The organism is Providencia sp. wls1922 (genome assembly GCF_009706505.1).
Lineage (GTDB): Bacteria > Pseudomonadota > Gammaproteobacteria > Enterobacterales > Enterobacteriaceae > Providencia > Providencia lanzhouensis.
The window spans coordinates 62479-81144 of record NZ_WLUG01000092.1; the positions used below are offsets into that span (position 1 = coordinate 62479).

Below are 18666 nucleotides of genomic sequence, written 5' to 3' on the forward strand. Positions count from 1 at the left end.
AGTTAACATATTGAATAGAAAAAATAAAAGCCCTGAACGGGCTTCTATTTTAGTGCCAAAAAACGATTATTCAGAAGGGGAATTGTCGATACTGACTGATGAAAGGTAATTCAGCAGTGCGATATCATTTTCAACACCCAGCTTTAACATCGCTGATTTTTTCTGGCTACTAATGGTTTTGATGCTGCGATTTAGTTTTTTAGCAATCTCAGTGACTAAGAATCCTTCTGCAAATAAGCGTAGCACTTCACTTTCTTTTGGTGATAAACGCTTATCGCCATATCCACTCGCATTCACTTTCTCAAGCAATTTACTTACGCTTTCAGGGGTAAATTTCTTCCCTTTTTGTAAGGCAGCTAGCGCTTTTGGTAAGTCAGCAGGCGCACCTTGTTTTAGTACGATACCTTCAATATCAAGCTCAAGAATAGCGCTTAAGATCGCCGGATTATTGTTCATGGTGAGGACAATAATCGATAAGTCAGGGTAGTGACGCTTAATGTATTTAATTAATGTAATACCATCGCCGTATTTATCGCCAGGCATAGACAAATCAGTAACCAGAACGTCTGCATTCAGGCGCGCTAAGTTATTAATTAAAGAAGTAGAATCTTCAAATTCACCGACGATGTTTACCCATTCAATCTGTTCAAGCGACTTTCTGATACCGAAAAGAACAATAGGATGATCATCGGCAACAATGACATTTAGGTTATTCATATTATTGGTTACCTTCTGGCATTAGTCTTTTCACTGAGACATCCAGTTCTCTAATGCAATTTTTTATTTCAAATCCGTTTTCATCTGCTATGTAATGTTCCAAATCTTCACAAAGTTTATGAAGATAATGGAATTCAAGCATAGCAAAAACTCCTTTTAAACGATGTGCAGTGTCTTTTAATTCGGTTAAATTCGCAACACTTTCACTATTATACAGTTTATTAATATCTATCGGTACTGTTGAGATAAACAAATCTTTATAATCGCTCTTCGACAGAATTAAATGATAGCCTGAAATAATATTATCGACAGAATTATTCGACTGAGAGTTATTTTCTCGTAGAACGAGTGATGAAGATAGGTTGGATTCATTATTATCTTCTGTCTCATTCGCTTGTTCTATCAATAATGAGATAGCATCGATAAGTTCATCCGCGAAATTGTAGTTAACTTCAATATAATTTGGGTTAATACAATTTATTGAAGATAGATTTCCCTTAACTTTAATTATGTTATTAAAGGAAACGTCATCATTGTCGGCGATCAAGAGATCCCAGTGGCTATGTGGTGAGCTCTCATCGATATCAAGAAACTCTGCACCATAATGCGATAAGGTCTGTTTAACAATGCGACGAGTATCAATATTCTGAATATTCAAGCGAATATACATATCTTCAAGCAGAGCAGGGTATTCATGGCTTTGCATCTGGGATTGCGCAGGGAGCTTAATTTGATAATGGCTACCGATGGCATCACTTGACTTGATACTAAATGTTCCCTGCATTTTTTTCGTTAATAATTTGCAGAGGTAAAAGGTCATGCCTGAACGCTTAAATTGATTTGAACTTTGTGCTTTCCCTGTGAATGGGCTTTGCAAGTTATTCAATTCAATATGAGTTAACCCAATTCCGCTGTCTTTTATATCAATAGAAACTTCACTTTTTTCTTCAATATAGTCAATTGAAACGGTAATTTTACCAAAGGCTGTAGTTTCTATTGAGTATTCCCAAATTAATTGGAATAAAGTCTGGAAATAATCCGGGTTATTTTCAATTAATGAGTCAGGATTAATGTTGTTATAAAAATAGAACGAAAGTCCTTTTCGATTTAAATGCGCTAAATTTTGTTTAAGATATTGGTTAATCATCTGACCAATAGCAAACTTTTCTGTTTTAAACTCAATCTGTTGAGTTTCTAATTGACTAATAAGTTCGATATTTCTAAACCAATTATTGATATAAAACAGTTGGTTTTGAATTTCAGATAATAATGGATTTTTAGGCTCACCAAGTGAAGAGCTTAATTGGTTAAATTTGGCATCAATTTGGTTAACAGCGGGTAGAATTTCCTGGCAAATATTTTCGAAAACCACTTTTCTAAGTTGAATATTTCGTTGATGCTCACGCGTAGCCATTTCTTGGCGTTTTTGCGTCAGAACTTCTTTATCTTTATCTATGATGATAAACAAAATGGTGTTTTCTTTAATTAAGCTTTTCACCAAAATGATTTCATAGATATTGTTTTCTATGGAAACTTGAATGACATCATTATGATCGGTTGCCATTTCTTTGATATGTATCAGATCCATAGACGGTAATAAGTGATTCGCGATACTGTTACTTAATAATTTTTTATTACTATTAAAATCAAAGACTAGGATGCCATAAGAAATATGGTTAAGAATGTCATTATTGAGGGCATCTTTAAACTGGAGCTCATCCAGCATTGAAGCATTGGGTGAAATAATTCGTTTGCGAATAAACATGGTGGTGATCAGCGCCAAAATACTGACCGCAATCATGCAGGTAATTAGCCAAAAATTGTAACTTAGCACCCCGAAAATAATACTTTTCAGAGAAAGGGTATAGCTAATCTGGTAATTAGTGCCTTCAATGGGTTGAGATAGCATAAGGCTGGTGCCGACGAGTTCGCTGGCCGCTTGGCTATTTTCTTGATTGTTTGGTCGCTGTGAAATCGAAATATCATCACCCTGTAATGTAAAGGGGAGGATTGAATTGATAGAAATATCAAAGGAGATCACACTACTAAGGCGCCCTGGCGAGTTAAAGACTAAACGATAGGTATAGAAGTAAACATTATCTTGGGCATTTTTCTGCATATTGGAGATAACTTCACGGCGATCTAATAATGTCGATTGGGTGATCATATCAGAGCGCTTATCTTCCGCCGTTAGCGTTAAATAGCTTTCTTTATAGCGTAACTCTGGTTTTAGAATGGAATGGGTAGTTACCAGAACTAAGGAGTTGTCTTGACCATTAAGGTAGTACATGGAGTTAAATTCATTCCGTGCCCCCCATACAATCTCCATATAGTTTGCGAGCTTTGTCGCTAAGACTTTACTGCTTGGTTTATTGAGACCAAACACAATGGAATCAATGGTCTGGTTATTGCTACTTAGCCAATAAACATCGTGGCGCATTTCAGTCACGGAAATGTCGTTAACAGAGTCAGGTGTAGTTTTATCATTGGCAAGCTTATAGATGTGACCCGCTTGATAGCGATAATCTTCAATTTGATAAGCGAGTCGATTAGCGAGAGTGTTGATGGCCGTTTGGTGCGCTAACATCCATGCGTGATAATAATTATAGAGGGACAACGACAGCATTGTGACGAGCAGCACAATAAAGGCAATAAAAATGCGAGAAAGAACATTCGGTTTTAATAATGATTGTTTGTACATACAGTCCCACGCCGTCACACTGGCAAATTAGATTAATCAGATTAAAAATCATACGCCTAGGTACGTTATAGACACTGATTTTGCACAGATATTAGCATTTTTTTAGGGCAATAGAGAACAATTGAGTGAAGATTAGTCAAACGAACAAAAAAATGCAATTATTTTACTATCAGGGGTAGACAAGCCCCCGGGATTCCTCCATAATCGCGCCCCATGGAGAGATGGCCGAGCGGCTGAAGGCAGCGGTCTTGAAAACCGCCGATGGGAAACCATCCTAGAGTTCGAATCTCTATCTCTCCGCCAAATTAGCCGGCTTAGCTCAGTTGGTAGAGCAACTGACTTGTAATCAGTAGGTCACCAGTTCGACTCCGGTAGCCGGCACCAAATAAGAACCCGCTACATCGAAAGATGTAGCGGGTTTTTTCTTTGCCAGTCATCTATACCCTCTGTTTTACGCTGTATTTTCCGTATGCTCCGTCCGTCGACAATATCTGTTTTCAGTAATCCTCATATGTCACTAAAGGTTAGTTTGGTGATCATTTATTAAACGCATGGTACCTTCTTTGTCATGGCACAGATTAATGAGGTTCAACATGAATACCCATCAAGATGACATCAACAAGGCTGCTCAGATAATTATTGCTGGGGCAGAGCGAATCCAGCGCTTTGTTGAAAAATACCATGACTATCTCTCTGATAAAGATAAAGCAAAATTAGCGCAGATAATTAAAAATGTGGATGATAAGCTGAATCAATAAGAGCTTTTGAAGCTCGCTTAGTTGAAAGGGATTGATTTGAGTTTTAACAAGCTAAACAAAGAGGATTACCATGCTAAAAGTCATTGCTGAAGATTTTATCAAGCCGGAAGCGGTAGAAATTGTATTGCCGCTCTATAAGGCACTTGTTGAAGCCACAAAGAAAGAACCGCTATGTATCGCTTATGATCTTTATATTGATGAAAAGGATCCTGGGCATTTTGTTTTTATTGAAGAGTGGCCGAATCGTGCTGCATTAGATTCACATTGTGCGTCTGAACACTTCCAACGATTAGTACCGATGATTAACCGCTATCAAAGAGCTGAGCCTAAATTTATCTTGATGGATGCGGCGTTTTAACACGGAAGAATTCATTTAAGTATCGTATGTAAAACTCATCCAAATAATGTCTCAGAAGCTCCCCCTAAATAGTCGGTGTATTGTTTTACTATAGAAGGGGGCTTTGGGTTTACGTTCAACTTTATCGAATTATAGCCAATTCTGAAACATAAAATATGACAGGGTAAATACAAAGATAATCATTAGGTGCTGTAAAACTTTTAAGAATAAAAGAAAGCGTCTGACTTGATTCATTGCTGCAAACCCAAATAAAGAATGACCTAAATTAAAGTGTATATTTAGCGTAGCAATGAAATGAAATCTTGCGAGTAAATATCACATAAGTAATAAATTAAATTTCAAATTACGTAAAGGTAACTATTAAAAAGGCGATAAACTGAGTTAATTTATCGCCTTTGATTGGTATTTTATTTCTTTTTATCGTTATTAAGACGTTCAAAGTTCATTGAATCTTTATCAAAATTAATGACGGTATTTTGATTTTCACATTCTTGATTCGAAATCATTGTACATGATTGAGAAATACTCTTCTCCGATATTCCAGTCCACTGAGAGAATAATGTCATAAAACTCATTGCACTTCGACGAGTAGAAATAACCTCGCGTTGAGTGGAATCAGACGATGTGATAAAAAACGGTACTTCATAATTTTGCCGTGTTTTATCACCATGGATCAGATCAGTTTGGTTGTCGATAAAAGACAGACCATGGTCAGAAAAGTAAAGCATAGACCATGATGTATTTTGTTTTATAAGTAGTTGCTGAATTTGAGATAACAAGATATCCGTATTCTTAATAGATTGAATATAGCAAGAAAGTTTGTCGCTTATATGAAATTGCTCATAAGTGTTATCAATTCTATCGCAGAATGGTGAATGGCTACCAATTAAATGCACCACAATAAGCTTATGTTGAGCAGGCTGCTCTAAGGATTCTACAAAATTAGGGATTACAGAGGCATCTTGAGACATAACATTATTATCGAGTAACGCACTTCCACCGACAAAATAAGCATGTGTTGCACGCTTGGCGATTGATGCTACAGGACCATCATGTTTACCGTAAGTGCCTTGTCTCGAAATCCAAAAAGTTTTGAAACCCGCTTTGTTTGCGAGAGAAATAATATTATTTTGCATTTTTGGATATAAAGATAAGGTATTTGACAACGAAAGGTTGGTTGAACCTGATGCAGAAATATAATTATCGAATATATAGCCTTTTACTGTATCGGTAAAAGGGGTGTTTTCTATTGGAAAACCATAACTGTGCATGAAGTCACGGCGAACACTTTCGCCAATAACAATGACATAAACATGATATTTAGGATTGGAGGTGACTGTTTCAAAGGTATCATTACCTTCAATAGATTTTTTTTCTTGCTGTAAATAATCTAGGTAAAAGAGGCTTTCAGTAAAGAAACGATACTCAGGTAATCCAGATGTTAAAAGTAACCGCCAGCTTCCTTCAGAAATAGCTTTAATAGGAGATATCGCGGTGATTATCAAAAAAATAGCAGAGAAAGCAAATTTACTTTTTTTATTAACCTCAAACTTCAATTTGAATATGAAATAACTGAAACACAAGAGAAGAATTGATAATAAATAATACTTGTAATTGATGTTTTTAAGAAAGCCTTTAGCTTCCTCGCTATCCGTATAATAAAAAGATGAAAAGATATTATAATCAGGATAGCCGTAAAGTAACCCTACAGGTAGATAGAAGATACCCACTAGGGTATAAATGGCAATAATGGTTTTATACACTTTAGGATAGTCATTAACGACAATTAATATTCCTGTGATGGCTAGGATGTAGAAAATCTTGAAGTGGTAACCCATTGCATAATGAATAGCGGTAAAGAACAAAAATAACGCAATAAATTTTAATAAGAAATTATTTTTCACTAAGTTGTGCATATTTTCATCAATTTCTGTTTTTGAGTAAGAGGTTATCGCTTAGCATGTATCATTGAGTATATATCAATCGTAGATCCAATAGTGTACAAATATCAGCAGTAGAATGAAATAATAGTATAATAAAAAATATTTAATAAATCATTTTTTGATAAAGCTAGGTATTATTTCTAATAATTAACTGATTTTAGGTGATATTAGCATAACTGATTGAATGGTAAAATAATTTTTATAGGGATGAGTGAGGGCAATCAACGATGAATACGCTGATTCAAAGCCATCTTTAATCGTTTAAAGATGGCTAGGGTTAGAAATTAGAAATAAGAAGAGCCTGGATATTTAGTCTTTAATTAAAAACTTTCCTCATACTCTCGGGCTTTTTTCTCATCATAATTGTGTTCCCATTTGGCGATAATCAAGGCAGCTAATGCGTTACCAACCACATTAAGTGCAGTCCTTGCCATATCGAGAATACGGTCAACACCGGCAATGAATGCCAAACCTTCTAATGGAATCCCCACAGAGCCTAACGTTGCCAGCAAGACGACGAATGAAACTCCCGGAACCCCTGCAATACCTTTTGACGTGATCATTAAGGTAAAGACTAAAATAAGCTCTTGCCCTAATGACAGCTCAATACCATATAGCTGAGCAATAAAAATGGCAGCGATACTTTGATATAAGGTGGAACCATCTAAGTTAAATGAATAACCAATTGGGATAACGAAACTGGTGACAGATTTTGGTGCACCATACTTCTCCATTTTATCCATAATACGAGGAAGTACAGTTTCAGAGCTGGCGGTTGAATAAGCAAGCAGCAACTCATCCTTTAATATTCTCATCAGAGTAAAAATATTAATTTTGCAATAACGTGCAACAATTCCGAGCACCACAACAGCGAAGAAAATAATCGCACAGTGAACCAAAATAACTAACTTCAGCAGAGGAACCAGTGAAGTAAACCCAAAGTTTGCAACGGTGACGGAAATTAATGCAAACACCCCGATTGGTGCATACATCATGATCATGTTAGTCACGCGGAACATGGTTTCAGAAAAAGTTTGCAGAACATCTAATAGTGGCTGTTTCTTTGCTACTGGTAGAGAAGATAATCCTAAACCAAATAAAACCGCGAAGAAAATAACAGGAAGCATATCGCCACTCGCCATGGCAGCAAAAATATTGCTCGGTACCAAAGATAATAAAGTATTCACGATCCCTGAAGGATGGCTAGCAACCTCCTGCGTCGTTTTTTGGTACTGAGAAATATCCACTTGAGTGAGCTGAGACATATCAATGCCCACACCTGGTTGGAAGATATTGGCAAACGAAATACCCACAATGATGGCAATGGTAGTAATGATTTCAAAGTAAAGAATCGTTTTGAAACCCAATGTGCCTAATTGTTTTGTATTCCCGACACCAGCGATCCCCACAATCAAGGTCGAAATGACGATAGGTACCACAATCATTTTGATTAACTGAATAAAAATCTTACCGGCGGGAGAGAGAACATTCAGTATTAACCAATCTTTGTATTCCACGCTTTCATGCAGTAAAGCACCAACGATAACACCTAAAAAAAGCGCAACTAGAATCTGCCACCCTAACCCAAATTTAAACGGTTTTTTTGGAACGATGTTGTTTAGTGTCATAAATAATTCTCGTTTATATTAATAATATTTAACATTGTATTTTTATTATGCTCAGTTTTATAACCAATATTCGGAAAAACCACAATCATTTATTCGAGAAAGTAGAGTTATTTACAATGGTTACTTATAACAAATTGTAAATTAAGTTTCTGAAATTAAATGATTTGTTAATATTTATTTCTATTTGTATCTATATGTGTTGCTAAATTGATAATAAAAAGTGATTAATCTAATCTATAAAGATTGTTAAATACAATTTTTATGAGTTGGATTTTCTGTGGAGTGTTTAATTCTGCAATATCTATGCAAAATTATTTGCATAGATATTGAATTAAAAAAATAAAGGGGTAACAAAAGACATGGGATAAAGCGAGCCATCTGTAAAAATGAGGATTTTATAGCAGTGATTGGCTGCGCTTGTAGGCGGCAAGTAATGTGCGTTCAGATAAATCGAGGTAGTGTAAAAGTGCTGCGGCCGCTTCTTGATTTTTACCTGCATCAAGTAACTCTAAAATAGCTTGGTTTTTATCAATGTAGGGAGCATAGAGCAGTTTGGCATCATTTAAATGACCAAAAGCTAAACGTAGTTCAGCGGCAATATTATGATAAAGCTTAATTAACCTTTCACTGTCCGACAATTCCACAATCGCGGTATGAAACTTCATATTGGCGGTACCGACACCTACCCAATCTTCCGTATTTTCATGCTCTCGAGCTTCAGCGACAGCGAGTTTCATTTTTTGAACGGCAGGATGCAGGGCATAAGCATGGGTCAATGAATCACATTCAATTAATCGACGCACTTGGTAAATATCAATAATCGCCGCCATATCAGGGACGGAAACATACACCCCTTTATTGGGAGCGTAGGTGAGTAGACCTTCTTGGGTTAATACACGAAAGACTTCCCTTAAGGTATTACGGGAAATATCCAACTCTTCACTCAATGCGGCTTCTGATAAACGTTGTCCCGGCGTTAACTCACCAATCGTAATTTTATGGCGGATAGTTTCTGCGATAGTGACTGACAAGGTTTGTGCGACGGGCTGTTTTTTCATAAAAAGGTGAGCCTAGTTGAAGAAAAGTAGGGTGAACAGTTCATTAAAACAGGTATTTGAGCGCTATCTTCACATATTCGCTGTAGGGCAGCAAGACTCCTTTTATGCACTAATTCAGGGCATTTTCCTTTTTGAGCACCAAATTGGTGCTTTGACGTATTACACCTCTCATTCTTAATGTTACAGATAAACATTAATTGTTAAAAAAGTGATCAAGATTTGATTTTTAACTTACCAGAAACGATTTTGATTGCTTAATTATTCATCGCTCCGTATTAATTGTTCAACAATCTTCATTCAATAAATTAACAATCCATACCATTGATAGAACAATGGCACGAAAATTGCCTCTACAAATGAGTTCAGTATTAAAAAACTTGCACAACATCAAAATACAGATAACAACAAAAACTACAGAGGAGTATGCATATGGCAGCTCATGAAAATATCTCGACAGCAGAATATGTGAAGAAACGTCGTTCCTCGCTGATTGGCGCTATTTTTTTAATGGCAACATCAGCGATTGGTCCCGGATTTATCACCCAAACCGCGACATTTACCGTTACTTTAGGTGCCGCGTTTGCTTTTGGTATTTTAGCCTCCATCGTGATTGATTTCGTGGTACAGCAAAATATTTGGCGAGTGGTGACACTCACGAAAATGCACTCATCCGATATCGCCAATGCGACAATTCCCGGAAGTGGCTATTTACTGGCGGTGTTAGTCATCTTTGGTGGATTGATATTTAATATTGGTAACATTGCTGGGGCTGGTTTAGGTTTGAATGCACTCGTTGGTCTTGACCCTAAATGGGGCGGTTTACTCAGTGCGCTCTTAGCGATTTATATATTCTCGTCCCGCAAAGCTAGTAGTTTTATTGATAGATTAATCATTGCATTAGGTTTGGTCATGATTGGTCTAACCCTCTTTGTGATGATTGCATCTAACCCACCAATTGGTGAAGCGTTACGTCAAAGCGTACTCCCTGATACCGTCGATTTTGCGATGATCACCACGATTGTTGGCGGAACGGTCGGTGGTTATATCTGCTACGCAGGGGCGCATCGTTTACTGGATAAAGGCGAAGTTGGTGTCGAAAACATCAAAGCGGTTTCTAGCGCAGCGACCAAAGGGATTATCGTCGTCGGTGTCATGCGCTATGTCCTGTTTTTAGCCATCTTAGGTGTGGTTGCCAGTGGCGTGACGATTGATATTTCAGGTAAAGCGGCGAACCCTGCCTCTCAAGCCTTCCAAGCCGCGGCGGGTAATTTCGGTTTACGTATTTTCGGTTTAATTTTATGGGCGGCAGCACTGACTAGCGTTATCGGTGCAGCGTACACCTCCATGAGCTTCTTAAAAGCGTTCAAATCTTCCATTACAGAAAGACAACGTAATATTGCCACTATCCTGTTCATCGCTGTTTCATTGGCTGTTTACCTGTTTATGGGAACCGCGCCAGCCGCTCTATTGGTCTTTGCCGGTGGCTTTAACGGCTTGATTTTACCGATTGGTCTGACGCTGTTTGTCTATATTGGCTGGAAACGTGCAGATTTAATGGAAGGGTATCATTATCCACGTTGGTTACTGTGGTCGGGGGTCGTGACCTGTGTGTTAACGTGGTACATGGGTGCCATGTCCGTGAGTGCAATTTTCAACTACTTAAAATAAGTCGTTATCAAGGATTGAGGAACAATAATGAATAAGCAAATCGACCTAAATAGCGACCTTGGTGAAAGTTTTGGTCAATGGAAAATGGGCAATGATGAGGCGATGTTGAGCATTGTCAGTAGCGCCAACATTGCCTGTGGATTTCATGCAGGCTCTCCCGATGGGATCCTCCAAACGCTCATTGCCGCGCAAAAGCAGGGTGTGACGGTAGGAGCGCATGTGGGATATCCAGACTTAGTCGGATTTGGTCGTCGAAATATGGACATTGCGTCTAACGAATTAACCGCAGACGTGATTTATCAAATTGGCGCATTAAAGGGGCTTGCAACGGCGGCTGGCACCCACGTGGAATATGTTAAACCACACGGCGCGTTATATAACACCATCGCCCATGACAAACGCCAAGCAATGGCTGTCATTGATGGGATCTTGAAGATTGATAACCAGTTAACGCTGGTGGCATTAGCGGGATCCCCATTGATTGGTTGGGCAAAAGAGAGCGGATTGAAGGTGGTCGCAGAAGCTTTTGCTGATAGAGCTTACAACAGCGATGGTACGCTGGTTTCTCGCAAGTTAGCAGGTTCCGTTCTGCATGATCCAGAGTTAGTGGCTAAGCGCATGTTGCAGTTAGTGAATGAAGGTGGCGTAGTCGCTATTGATGGGAAATTCACTCCTATTGAAGCGGGCTCTATTTGTGTACATGGAGATAGCCCCGGTGCGTTAGAGATGGCGAAAAAAGTGCGTGAACTCTTTGAGCTGCAGGGGATCGGTATCCGTGCATTTGCAGGAAAGGGAGGTCAAGCATGAATGCATTAATGAAAGCCTCAAAAGAGGCTATTCAAGCAGCGAAATCAGCGAGAGAAGCGATTCGCCATGGCTATGATAAACCCACAGCAGGTATGGCGCCGGGAATGACTCAAGCCAATATGATTGCGTTGCCGAGAGATTGGGCGTTTGATTTCCTACTTTATGCTCAACGTAATCCCAAAAGTTGCCCTGTCTTGGATGTGTGCGAATCAGGGAGTTGGCAAACTGTGTTAGCCGAAGGCGCCGATCTGCGTACTGATATTCCTCGTTATCGCGTTTGGGAACAGGGCAAGCTGGTGGATGAAATTACGGATGCGACGGCTATTTATCAGCAACATCCTGATTTAGTCACTTTCTTGATTGGTTGCAGTTTTACCTTTGAAACACCGATGATAGAGGCGGGTATTGATGTTCGCCACATTACTGATGGTTCCAACGTGCCGATGTATAAAACAAACCGACTGTGTCGTCCTGCGGGGCGTCTAGAGGGCGAGCTTGTGGTATCCATGCGCCCAATCCCTGCCGATCGTGTTGCCGATGCCGTCATGATATCGGGGCGTTTTCCCGCGGTACATGGCTCTCCCGTACATATTGGCGCACCTGAATTACTGGGGATCCAAGATATTATGCGCCCTGATTTTGGGGATGCAGTCCGCATTGAACAAGGTGAAATTCCTGTATTTTGGGCTTGTGGTGTGACGCCTCAAGCGGCGGTGATGAAATCAGGTGTTCCTTTTGCGTTGAGTCATGCTCCGGGATATATGTTTATCACGGATGTTCCTGACGCCGCTTATCACGTATAGGGGGACTTATGCGTTTCTTACCTGTCAATTTAAGCGCGTTTATGGTTGAACTGCCGAGTCTCGAACAGACGATGGCACTGACAGACTCATTAACGCATCGCCCAATTAACGGCATTAAAGAGATAACCCCAGCGGCACGAACGGTATTAGTGCGTTATAACCCAGCAATTGAGCATATTAATGCGATTGTGCAGCAAATTTCTCTGCGCAACATTGAAGGCGGCGAAGCTAAAACGGGAAAATTAGTCACTATTCCCGTGCACTATACCGGGGAAGACTTACCGGAAGTGGCGGAGTATTTAGGGGTCACTATCGAAGAGGTGATCCGTCGCCATACGGAAAATGAATATCTGGTGGCATTTAGCGGTTTCGCGCCTGGATTTGGTTATATGGTATCGAAGCAAGCGCAATTACAGGTACCGCGCCGCCAATCCCCTCGTGTGCGAATTCCCGCTGGTTCAGTGGCATTGGCGGGAGAATTTAGCAGTGTGTATCCACAAGCCAGCCCCGGTGGTTGGCAACTGATAGGTCAGACTGATTTAGCCGTGTGGGATATTAATCGACCAGAACCGGCACTTTTACAAGCGGGTTATCGGGTACAATTTGTTGACCAAAGCAAGAGTTCCGTGAGCTATAGTTTACCGAGTCAAACTGACATTAAATCTATCGATGAGAACCAAACGTACGATCTCACCGTGTTGGCGACCGGGCTACAAACCTTATTTCAGGATAGAGGGCGTATTGGGCAGTCAGCATTAGGGATCTCCGAATCAGGAGCGATGGATAAATCGGCGCTATACAGTGCAAATCGTTTGGTCGGTAATTGTACCCAATCCACTGTACTGGAAGTCACACAAGGTGGCTTAAAAGTCCGTGCTAATCGAGACCTTTTGGTTGGTATTACAGGTGCCCAGTGCCCTGTCACCATCACGACAGAAGACGGGCAAATATTTACCTCAGCAACCTACCAACCGATTCACCTCGCGAAAGGGGATGTCATTCAATTAGGACGCCCAATCAACGGTGTACGTAGTTATTTTGCCGTACGCGGGGGCTTTTCTGTGGCGCCAGTTCTTGAAAGCTGCTCATTCGATACCTTAGCCCAAGTAGGACCCGCACCCTTGATGGTTGGACAATCTTTATCGATTCATCAAAAAATGAATCATCGCGCCATTTCGCTCACAGAATCCCCAGCCTTTGACTACCCGACAGCAGATGATGTGGTGGTATTGGATGTAGTAATGGGACCCAGAACAGATTGGTTTACTGAACAAGCCGCCGAATTACTGCGTCAGCAAGTTTGGCAAGTGACTGCCGCCTCAAACCGTATTGGGTTACGCCTTGCGGGTGAAGTGCCGCTAAGTCGTGAACTGTTACAAGAATTACCAAGCGAAGGCACCTGTATTGGCGCCATCCAAGTCCCAGCTAATGGGCAGCCGGTCTTATTTTTAAATGACCACCCATTGACGGGAGGATATCCGGTGATAGGTGCGGTGTGTGACTATCATTTGGATCTTGCAGGGCAAATCCCCGTGAATGGCAAAATCCGCTTTAATCCATTACGTGAATTTTATCAACTTGAAGGGAGTCATGAAGCTTATGAATACCAATAATAAAAATGCACAGCATAAGGTATTGATTGCCAACCGTGGTGAGATCGCCGTACGTATTATTCGAGCTTGCCGCGATTATGGTTTTGCGTCTGTGGCGGTGTATGCCGATAGCGATATTGACGCATTGCATGTCAACATGGCGGACGAAGCTTATGGGTTAGGTGGCAACACCCCAGTACAGAGCTACTTAAACATTGAGAAACTGATTGAGGTAGCAAAAAAATCCGGTGCAACCATGGTGCATCCGGGCTACGGTTTTCTTTCTGAACGTGCTGAATTCGCGCGAGCAGTACAACAAGCTGGCTTGATTTGGGTTGGTCCAAGCCCAGAGAGTATTGATATTTTAGGGGATAAAGTTCAAGCCCGACATATCGCCTTACAAGTGGGTGCGCCGCTTGTCGTGGGAACCAAAGATCCCGTTGAAACCGCGCAGGAAGTGGTGCAGTTTGCCCATCAACATGGGCTACCAATCGCAATTAAAGCTGCATTTGGCGGCGGTGGTCGCGGTTTAAAGGTGGCATGGCAGATGCACGAAGTGGAAGAGTTATACCACTCTGCGGTGCGTGAGGCGACAGCGGCATTCGGTCGCGGGGAATGTTTTATTGAGCAATTTTTGCATAACCCTCGCCATATTGAAGCGCAAGTCATCGCTGATACCCACGGTAACGTTGTTGTCGTGGGAACGCGAGATTGTTCGTTGCAACGCCGAAACCAAAAGTTAGTGGAAGAGTCTCCAGCCCCGTTTTTAGCCCCTGAACTGGAGCAACAAATCATTCGCGCTTCCACAGATATTTGCCGTAAAGCCGGCTATGTGGGCGCGGGAACGGTTGAGTTCTTATTAAGCCAAGAAGGCACTTTATCCTTCTTAGAAGTGAACACTCGTTTGCAGGTTGAGCACCCAGTCACAGAAGAAACGGCAGGAATTGACTTAGTGGTTGAGCAGCTACGTATTGCTGAAGGTTTGCCGCTGAGTATTCAAGAAACGCCTAAACCTCGTGGTCACGCTTTTGAATTTCGTATCAATGCGGAAGATGCAGGGAATGGCTTCTTACCAACTCCGGGAACCATCTTACGTTTTGATGCACCATCAGGCCCAGGCGTCCGTGTTGATAGTGGAGTTGAAACAGGCAAAACTATTCCCGGTACCTTTGACTCGCTAATGGCAAAATTGATTGTGGTCGGTCAAACCCGTGAACAAGCGATTGTACGTGCTCGTCGCGCATTAGCTGAATTTAAGATTGAAGGGATCGCGTCCGTATTGCCTTTTCATCGTGCGGTGATGGAGCAAGCGGATTTTTGTGAAAACTTTAAGGTGCATACCCGTTGGATTGAAACGGAATTTAGTGTTGAAATTCCCCCTGCGAAACGCCAATTACCACAAGCCGAACAAGCGTTAACACGGTCATTTATTGAAATTGATGGGAAACGTTGCGAACTGGGGTTGCCCGCGCAATTGTTTGCTGGAATGGCGGTGAACCCAACGACAGCAACTTCTGCACCTCAAAGCGTTGAAAACAACCCTAACAGCGTGAACGCCCCCATTTCTGGCGTGCTATTCAATTGGCTAGTTCCTCAAGGAAATAAGGTAACAGAAGGAGACATTATTGGCGTGATGGAGGCAATGAAAATGGAAGTTCAAGTCATCGCCCACCGTTCAGGGGAACTGAAATATACGGCTAAACAAGGGGATTTTATCAATGCAGATAATAAAATTGCGGAGATTATCTAATCGCTAATGGCGATTAATCGTTAATAAGGGGTGGCGAATCGCCACCGCCTTACCTATTTGATCGTAACTCAACGTGATTTGCGTTCCGGTAAGTTGCGTACAGGTAATGGTGGATTAGGTGCGGGCACGACACTTTTTTCCTCTTTGGCGATTTCATCGCTATCACGATAAACCTCACCACATAAGAAAAACAAATTAGGGCGTTTTGCCTCTAAATAGGATTTTCGGCTCATGCACTGTTCTTGGGTAAAAATGGTTTCGGTCACGGGTAATGCATCGCATGAATCAGTGCCACAAGGACTGACCCACAAAGCCCAACCGATAAGTACCATATGTCCTGCCATTTATCTTGCCTTCCCACTCACCGCTAATGAAGTACACCCAAGATGTCAAATTAACACGCTTAATATATGGGGGCGTGTTCTTTGTCTATAAAATGCTTTGTCTATAAAATATAAGTCAAATTCTAACATTGGATTAAATAAATGTATGTATTCATACGATAGATAAATTTAAATTCACATTAAACAGCAAATAATAATGTGTGATCGAGCATTTATCATTATCAAAAAAAGAATACTTATCTTGATGCAATAAAAAACAGTAGGGAGTTACAGAGTGCTATCGCGATTATTTTAGGGCTAGCTCGCAAATAACAAAATTTTTATCTGCAAATTTGTGTTTTTAGATCTCCATCCTGTCAATTTGAACTATTTTTATCTACGATGAACCCGATATCGTAATAATAATCGCAATAATAATATAAATAGGTAACTTATGAATGCCATGGAAGAAGTGCTTTCATTTTGGTTTGAAGAATCGACCCCAAAACAGTGGTTTGAAAAAAGCGAGAAATTCGATTTAACCATCGCAAAACGTTTTACTGCGCTCAGTGAACAGGCGGCAAAAGGGGAGCTGGCTTATTGGCGAGCCTCTATTCGCGGCCGTTTAGCGGAAATTATTATTCTTGACCAGTTTTCCCGTAATTTATGGCGAGATACACCAAGAGCGTTCGCGCAAGATGCGATGGCGCTAGCACTGGCACAAGAAGCCATTAAACAGCCGGATTATCATCTACTTACGCTATCTCAGCGAAAATTTATGTTAATGCCGTTTATGCATTCAGAATCGAGCTTTATCCACCTGCAAGCGGTGGAGCTATTCCGAATGTTGGGGGATGATAGTACGCTGGATTATGAAATGCGCCATAAGGCTATTATCGATAAGTTTGGGCGCTACCCGCATCGCAATGAGATTCTCGGTCGGCCATCAACTCGAGAAGAAATTGCTTTTCTACAGCAACCTAACTCGTCATTCTAATTCGTCTACATAAAAATGAGTTTGCTTACGCACTAGCAAACTCATTTTCTTTCAAGGTTTATTAACGGAAAAGCTCAGCCGTTGCAGGCTGTAAACCGAGCTGTTTTTGCACACTAGCCAAATAGGTCTGAGTGATTTTTGCAAGGGTAGGGTAAAACCCATGTTCAGTTGACGTTTGCTGAACCAACGTTAAGTAACGTTCCGCCCAAGGTAATAAATGCTGCTCAAGTAATTCCACAATGGCATCGTCTTGACCTTGCTCTGCCAGTGCTGAAATGGCCATTAACATTAAACCAAATTGGTCTTCCGGCTCTCGTAATCCTGTATCGGTAACCAATCCATGGGACATCAAAAACTGGCGATAGGCGCTGGTGGAATCCCCCATAACGGTGTTGTCGTGAGACAGATACACCGAGCCCCACGGTGGTGCTGGCATTGCACCTTGACCTTCAAAAAGAATTGAAAAATCATAGGTAAGCGTATCTGCTGGGTAATCACTTAATGCCTCACAATCGGCAATCAGCTGAGCAGGTTCTTGCCAATCATACAGGGATGGGATTTCACGCAGTACAGGTTGTAACGTTTGAAATGTGGGGGTTTCAGGAGAGTAGTAAAACATTCCCCCTAAAATACGAAAAAGAGTGGTATCGAGAGTTTGCATGATATTACCTATAAAGCTGCAATTAATTTAAAGCTTCAATTAACTTAAAAGAAAGAGCCTGAATTCAGGCTCTTATATTATTATTTATTTTATACTGCTAACCATAATCTGTGGTTATAGCACCTTACATGGTGATTTGCCACAGGTTATAAAAGGCAATACGGCCAGACAATTCAGCAAGTAATACGGCTGCTGCACAGGCCAGTAAAGGGATTTTTGGTGAACGTTGCTTGATAGCGAACCCAACGAATGCCGCTAAGGCAATCGCTAATACAATCACTTGGAAGCCCCAAAAACCAGTCTGCTCTGCGCTTAATGCGGGTGCAGTTTCGCTTAAAAATGCTTGGTAGCTGGCACGGCTGGCAAAAATCGCAAAGGTACCGACTAAAAACGCCGTTAATCCTAAACCACGAGCGCCGATTGCCATTGCAAGTGCGCCACCACCCACAAACAGGGTTGTCCACATTTGCAGCGTAGTGAATTGGGTATCCCAGTTAGCAATGGTTGCAATGTTATACACTTGCGGGATTGACCAAACGAACGCTAATCCTGAAATCACCGCCGCAATGTTAGACAGTTCACGCAGAGCCGCTTGTTTAACAAAGTGGGTGAAAAACAGCGTAGCGGCAGCACAACCCACAAATACGCCACTTAAGAACGCTTCATTACTCATTGGTGAGCGACCCACGCCCAACAACATATTGAAGAAACGCAGTGGTTGACCGACGTGCAGTGCGCCAATACCTAAGCCAATCATCACAATGATAAACCCGACAATATTGGCTGTTTTCAGCTGTTTATCGTCAATTGAGCCCATTTTTTTTGCAATATAAGCTAACAGAAATAAACCCGCCGCGGATTGCCCTAAGACAGTAAAGAAAACCAGTGGTAACTCATGCATA

General features: G+C 41.0%; 16 protein-coding genes and 2 tRNA genes. 10 read left to right on the forward strand and 8 right to left on the reverse strand.

Going from position 1 to position 18666, the window contains the following annotated elements; translation table 11 throughout:
• Positions 1 to 66: 66 nt before the first annotated feature.
• Positions 67 to 717, reverse strand: coding sequence for a response regulator transcription factor RcsB (rcsB, locus tag GKR71_RS11330; RefSeq protein WP_004259923.1), 651 nt, complete (start codon positions 715 to 717; stop codon positions 67 to 69).
• A 1-nt stretch (position 718) separates the two neighbouring features.
• Positions 719 to 3418, reverse strand: coding sequence for a phosphotransferase RcsD (rcsD, locus tag GKR71_RS11335; protein ID WP_154609459.1), 2700 nt, complete (start codon positions 3416 to 3418; stop codon positions 719 to 721).
• Between the two features lie 215 nt (positions 3419 to 3633).
• Here rcsD and GKR71_RS11340 point away from each other — a divergent pair.
• The 4 genes from GKR71_RS11340 (at position 3634) to GKR71_RS11350 (ending at position 4534) form a co-directional block, all read left to right on the forward strand.
• Positions 3634 to 3721, forward strand: a tRNA-Ser gene (locus tag GKR71_RS11340).
• Between the two features lie 5 nt (positions 3722 to 3726).
• Positions 3727 to 3802: transfer RNA gene (locus GKR71_RS11345), tRNA-Thr, on the forward strand.
• 209 nt (positions 3803 to 4011) lie between these two features.
• Positions 4012 to 4176, forward strand: a complete 165-nt coding sequence (locus GKR71_RS19910; RefSeq protein ID WP_165906929.1) for a hypothetical protein — start codon at positions 4012 to 4014, stop codon at positions 4174 to 4176.
• A 70-nt stretch (positions 4177 to 4246) separates the two neighbouring features.
• Positions 4247 to 4534, forward strand: coding sequence for a putative quinol monooxygenase (locus GKR71_RS11350; protein WP_108477912.1), 288 nt, complete (start codon positions 4247 to 4249; stop codon positions 4532 to 4534).
• A 407-nt stretch (positions 4535 to 4941) separates the two neighbouring features.
• Here the strand turns inward: GKR71_RS11350 and GKR71_RS11355 are convergent, their stop codons facing one another.
• From GKR71_RS11355 to GKR71_RS11365, 3 genes are all read right to left on the reverse strand, one after another.
• Positions 4942 to 6450, reverse strand: a complete 1509-nt coding sequence (locus GKR71_RS11355; protein ID WP_154609460.1) for a phosphoethanolamine transferase — start codon at positions 6448 to 6450, stop codon at positions 4942 to 4944.
• A 347-nt stretch (positions 6451 to 6797) separates the two neighbouring features.
• Positions 6798 to 8105, reverse strand: coding sequence for a glutamate/aspartate:proton symporter GltP (gene gltP, locus GKR71_RS11360; protein WP_036952889.1), 1308 nt, complete (start codon positions 8103 to 8105; stop codon positions 6798 to 6800).
• A gap of 395 nt (positions 8106 to 8500) precedes the next feature.
• Positions 8501 to 9163: a GntR family transcriptional regulator gene (locus GKR71_RS11365; protein ID WP_036952892.1), complete on the reverse strand. Its 663-nt coding sequence runs from the start codon at positions 9161 to 9163 to the stop codon at positions 8501 to 8503.
• A 429-nt stretch (positions 9164 to 9592) separates the two neighbouring features.
• On the opposite strand from GKR71_RS11365, the gene GKR71_RS11370 reads away from it, so the two are divergent.
• From GKR71_RS11370 to GKR71_RS11390, 5 genes are read left to right on the forward strand one after another with little or no spacing between them, the layout of a single operon-like run.
• Positions 9593 to 10831 carry an NRAMP family divalent metal transporter gene (locus GKR71_RS11370; protein WP_154634302.1) on the forward strand — a complete coding sequence of 413 codons (1239 nt, stop codon included), beginning with the start codon at positions 9593 to 9595 and terminating at the stop codon, positions 10829 to 10831.
• A gap of 27 nt (positions 10832 to 10858) precedes the next feature.
• On the forward strand, positions 10859 to 11638 hold the full coding sequence (locus tag GKR71_RS11375) for a LamB/YcsF family protein (RefSeq protein WP_036952898.1): 780 nt from the start codon (positions 10859 to 10861) through the stop codon (positions 11636 to 11638).
• The gene (locus tag GKR71_RS11380; RefSeq protein WP_036952901.1) at positions 11635 to 12441 is read left to right on the forward strand and encodes a putative hydro-lyase; all 807 of its coding nucleotides are present in this window, start codon (positions 11635 to 11637) and stop codon (positions 12439 to 12441) included. The genes GKR71_RS11375 and GKR71_RS11380 overlap by 4 nt, the downstream gene beginning before the upstream one ends.
• An 8-nt stretch (positions 12442 to 12449) precedes the next feature.
• Positions 12450 to 14054, forward strand: coding sequence for an urea amidolyase family protein (locus GKR71_RS11385; protein ID WP_154634303.1), 1605 nt, complete (start codon positions 12450 to 12452; stop codon positions 14052 to 14054).
• On the forward strand, positions 14041 to 15783 hold the full coding sequence (locus GKR71_RS11390; protein WP_154609582.1) for an acetyl/propionyl/methylcrotonyl-CoA carboxylase subunit alpha: 1743 nt from the start codon (positions 14041 to 14043) through the stop codon (positions 15781 to 15783). Before GKR71_RS11385 ends, GKR71_RS11390 begins: the two co-directional genes overlap by 14 nt.
• A gap of 68 nt (positions 15784 to 15851) precedes the next feature.
• Here the strand turns inward: GKR71_RS11390 and GKR71_RS11395 are convergent, their stop codons facing one another.
• A complete protein-coding gene (locus GKR71_RS11395) occupies positions 15852 to 16127 on the reverse strand; it encodes a hypothetical protein (RefSeq protein WP_036952907.1) in 276 nt (91 codons plus the stop codon).
• Positions 16128 to 16560: 433 nt separating this feature from the next.
• On the opposite strand from GKR71_RS11395, the gene GKR71_RS11400 reads away from it, so the two are divergent.
• Positions 16561 to 17103: a DUF924 family protein gene (locus tag GKR71_RS11400; RefSeq protein ID WP_036952909.1), complete on the forward strand. Its 543-nt coding sequence runs from the start codon at positions 16561 to 16563 to the stop codon at positions 17101 to 17103.
• 61 nt (positions 17104 to 17164) lie between these two features.
• Here the strand turns inward: GKR71_RS11400 and GKR71_RS11405 are convergent, their stop codons facing one another.
• Complete coding sequence (locus GKR71_RS11405; protein ID WP_108477914.1) at positions 17165 to 17764, reverse strand: TorD/DmsD family molecular chaperone; 600 nt, start codon at positions 17762 to 17764, stop codon at positions 17165 to 17167.
• A gap of 124 nt (positions 17765 to 17888) precedes the next feature.
• Entirely contained in the window at positions 17889 to 18665 is a 777-nt protein-coding gene (locus tag GKR71_RS11410) for a dimethyl sulfoxide reductase anchor subunit family protein (RefSeq protein ID WP_036952918.1), read from the reverse strand.
• Between the last annotated feature and the right edge of the window lies 1 nt (position 18666).

What these genes read in the sequence shown, in the direction of transcription:
- GKR71_RS11370 (WP_154634302.1), top strand. Translation starts at nt 9,593, where the DNA reads ATGGCAGCTCATGAAAATATCTCGACAGCAGAATATGTGAAGAAACGT.
- GKR71_RS11365 (WP_036952892.1), bottom strand. Translation starts at nt 9,163, where the DNA reads ATGAAAAAACAGCCCGTCGCACAAACCTTGTCAGTCACTATCGCAGAA.
- GKR71_RS11380 (WP_036952901.1), top strand. Translation starts at nt 11,635, where the DNA reads ATGAATGCATTAATGAAAGCCTCAAAAGAGGCTATTCAAGCAGCGAAA.
- GKR71_RS11390 (WP_154609582.1), top strand. Translation starts at nt 14,041, where the DNA reads ATGAATACCAATAATAAAAATGCACAGCATAAGGTATTGATTGCCAAC.
- GKR71_RS11395 (WP_036952907.1), bottom strand. Translation starts at nt 16,127, where the DNA reads ATGGCAGGACATATGGTACTTATCGGTTGGGCTTTGTGGGTCAGTCCT.
- rcsD (WP_154609459.1), bottom strand. Translation starts at nt 3,418, where the DNA reads ATGTACAAACAATCATTATTAAAACCGAATGTTCTTTCTCGCATTTTT.
- GKR71_RS11410 (WP_036952918.1), bottom strand. Translation starts at nt 18,665, where the DNA reads ATGCATGAGTTACCACTGGTTTTCTTTACTGTCTTAGGGCAATCCGCG.
- GKR71_RS11385 (WP_154634303.1), top strand. Translation starts at nt 12,450, where the DNA reads ATGCGTTTCTTACCTGTCAATTTAAGCGCGTTTATGGTTGAACTGCCG.
- GKR71_RS11375 (WP_036952898.1), top strand. Translation starts at nt 10,859, where the DNA reads ATGAATAAGCAAATCGACCTAAATAGCGACCTTGGTGAAAGTTTTGGT.
- GKR71_RS11400 (WP_036952909.1), top strand. Translation starts at nt 16,561, where the DNA reads ATGAATGCCATGGAAGAAGTGCTTTCATTTTGGTTTGAAGAATCGACC.
- GKR71_RS11350 (WP_108477912.1), top strand. Translation starts at nt 4,247, where the DNA reads ATGCTAAAAGTCATTGCTGAAGATTTTATCAAGCCGGAAGCGGTAGAA.
- GKR71_RS11355 (WP_154609460.1), bottom strand. Translation starts at nt 6,450, where the DNA reads ATGCACAACTTAGTGAAAAATAATTTCTTATTAAAATTTATTGCGTTA.
- GKR71_RS11405 (WP_108477914.1), bottom strand. Translation starts at nt 17,764, where the DNA reads ATGCAAACTCTCGATACCACTCTTTTTCGTATTTTAGGGGGAATGTTT.
- GKR71_RS19910 (WP_165906929.1), top strand. Translation starts at nt 4,012, where the DNA reads ATGAATACCCATCAAGATGACATCAACAAGGCTGCTCAGATAATTATT.
- gltP (WP_036952889.1), bottom strand. Translation starts at nt 8,105, where the DNA reads ATGACACTAAACAACATCGTTCCAAAAAAACCGTTTAAATTTGGGTTA.
- rcsB (WP_004259923.1), bottom strand. Translation starts at nt 717, where the DNA reads ATGAATAACCTAAATGTCATTGTTGCCGATGATCATCCTATTGTTCTT.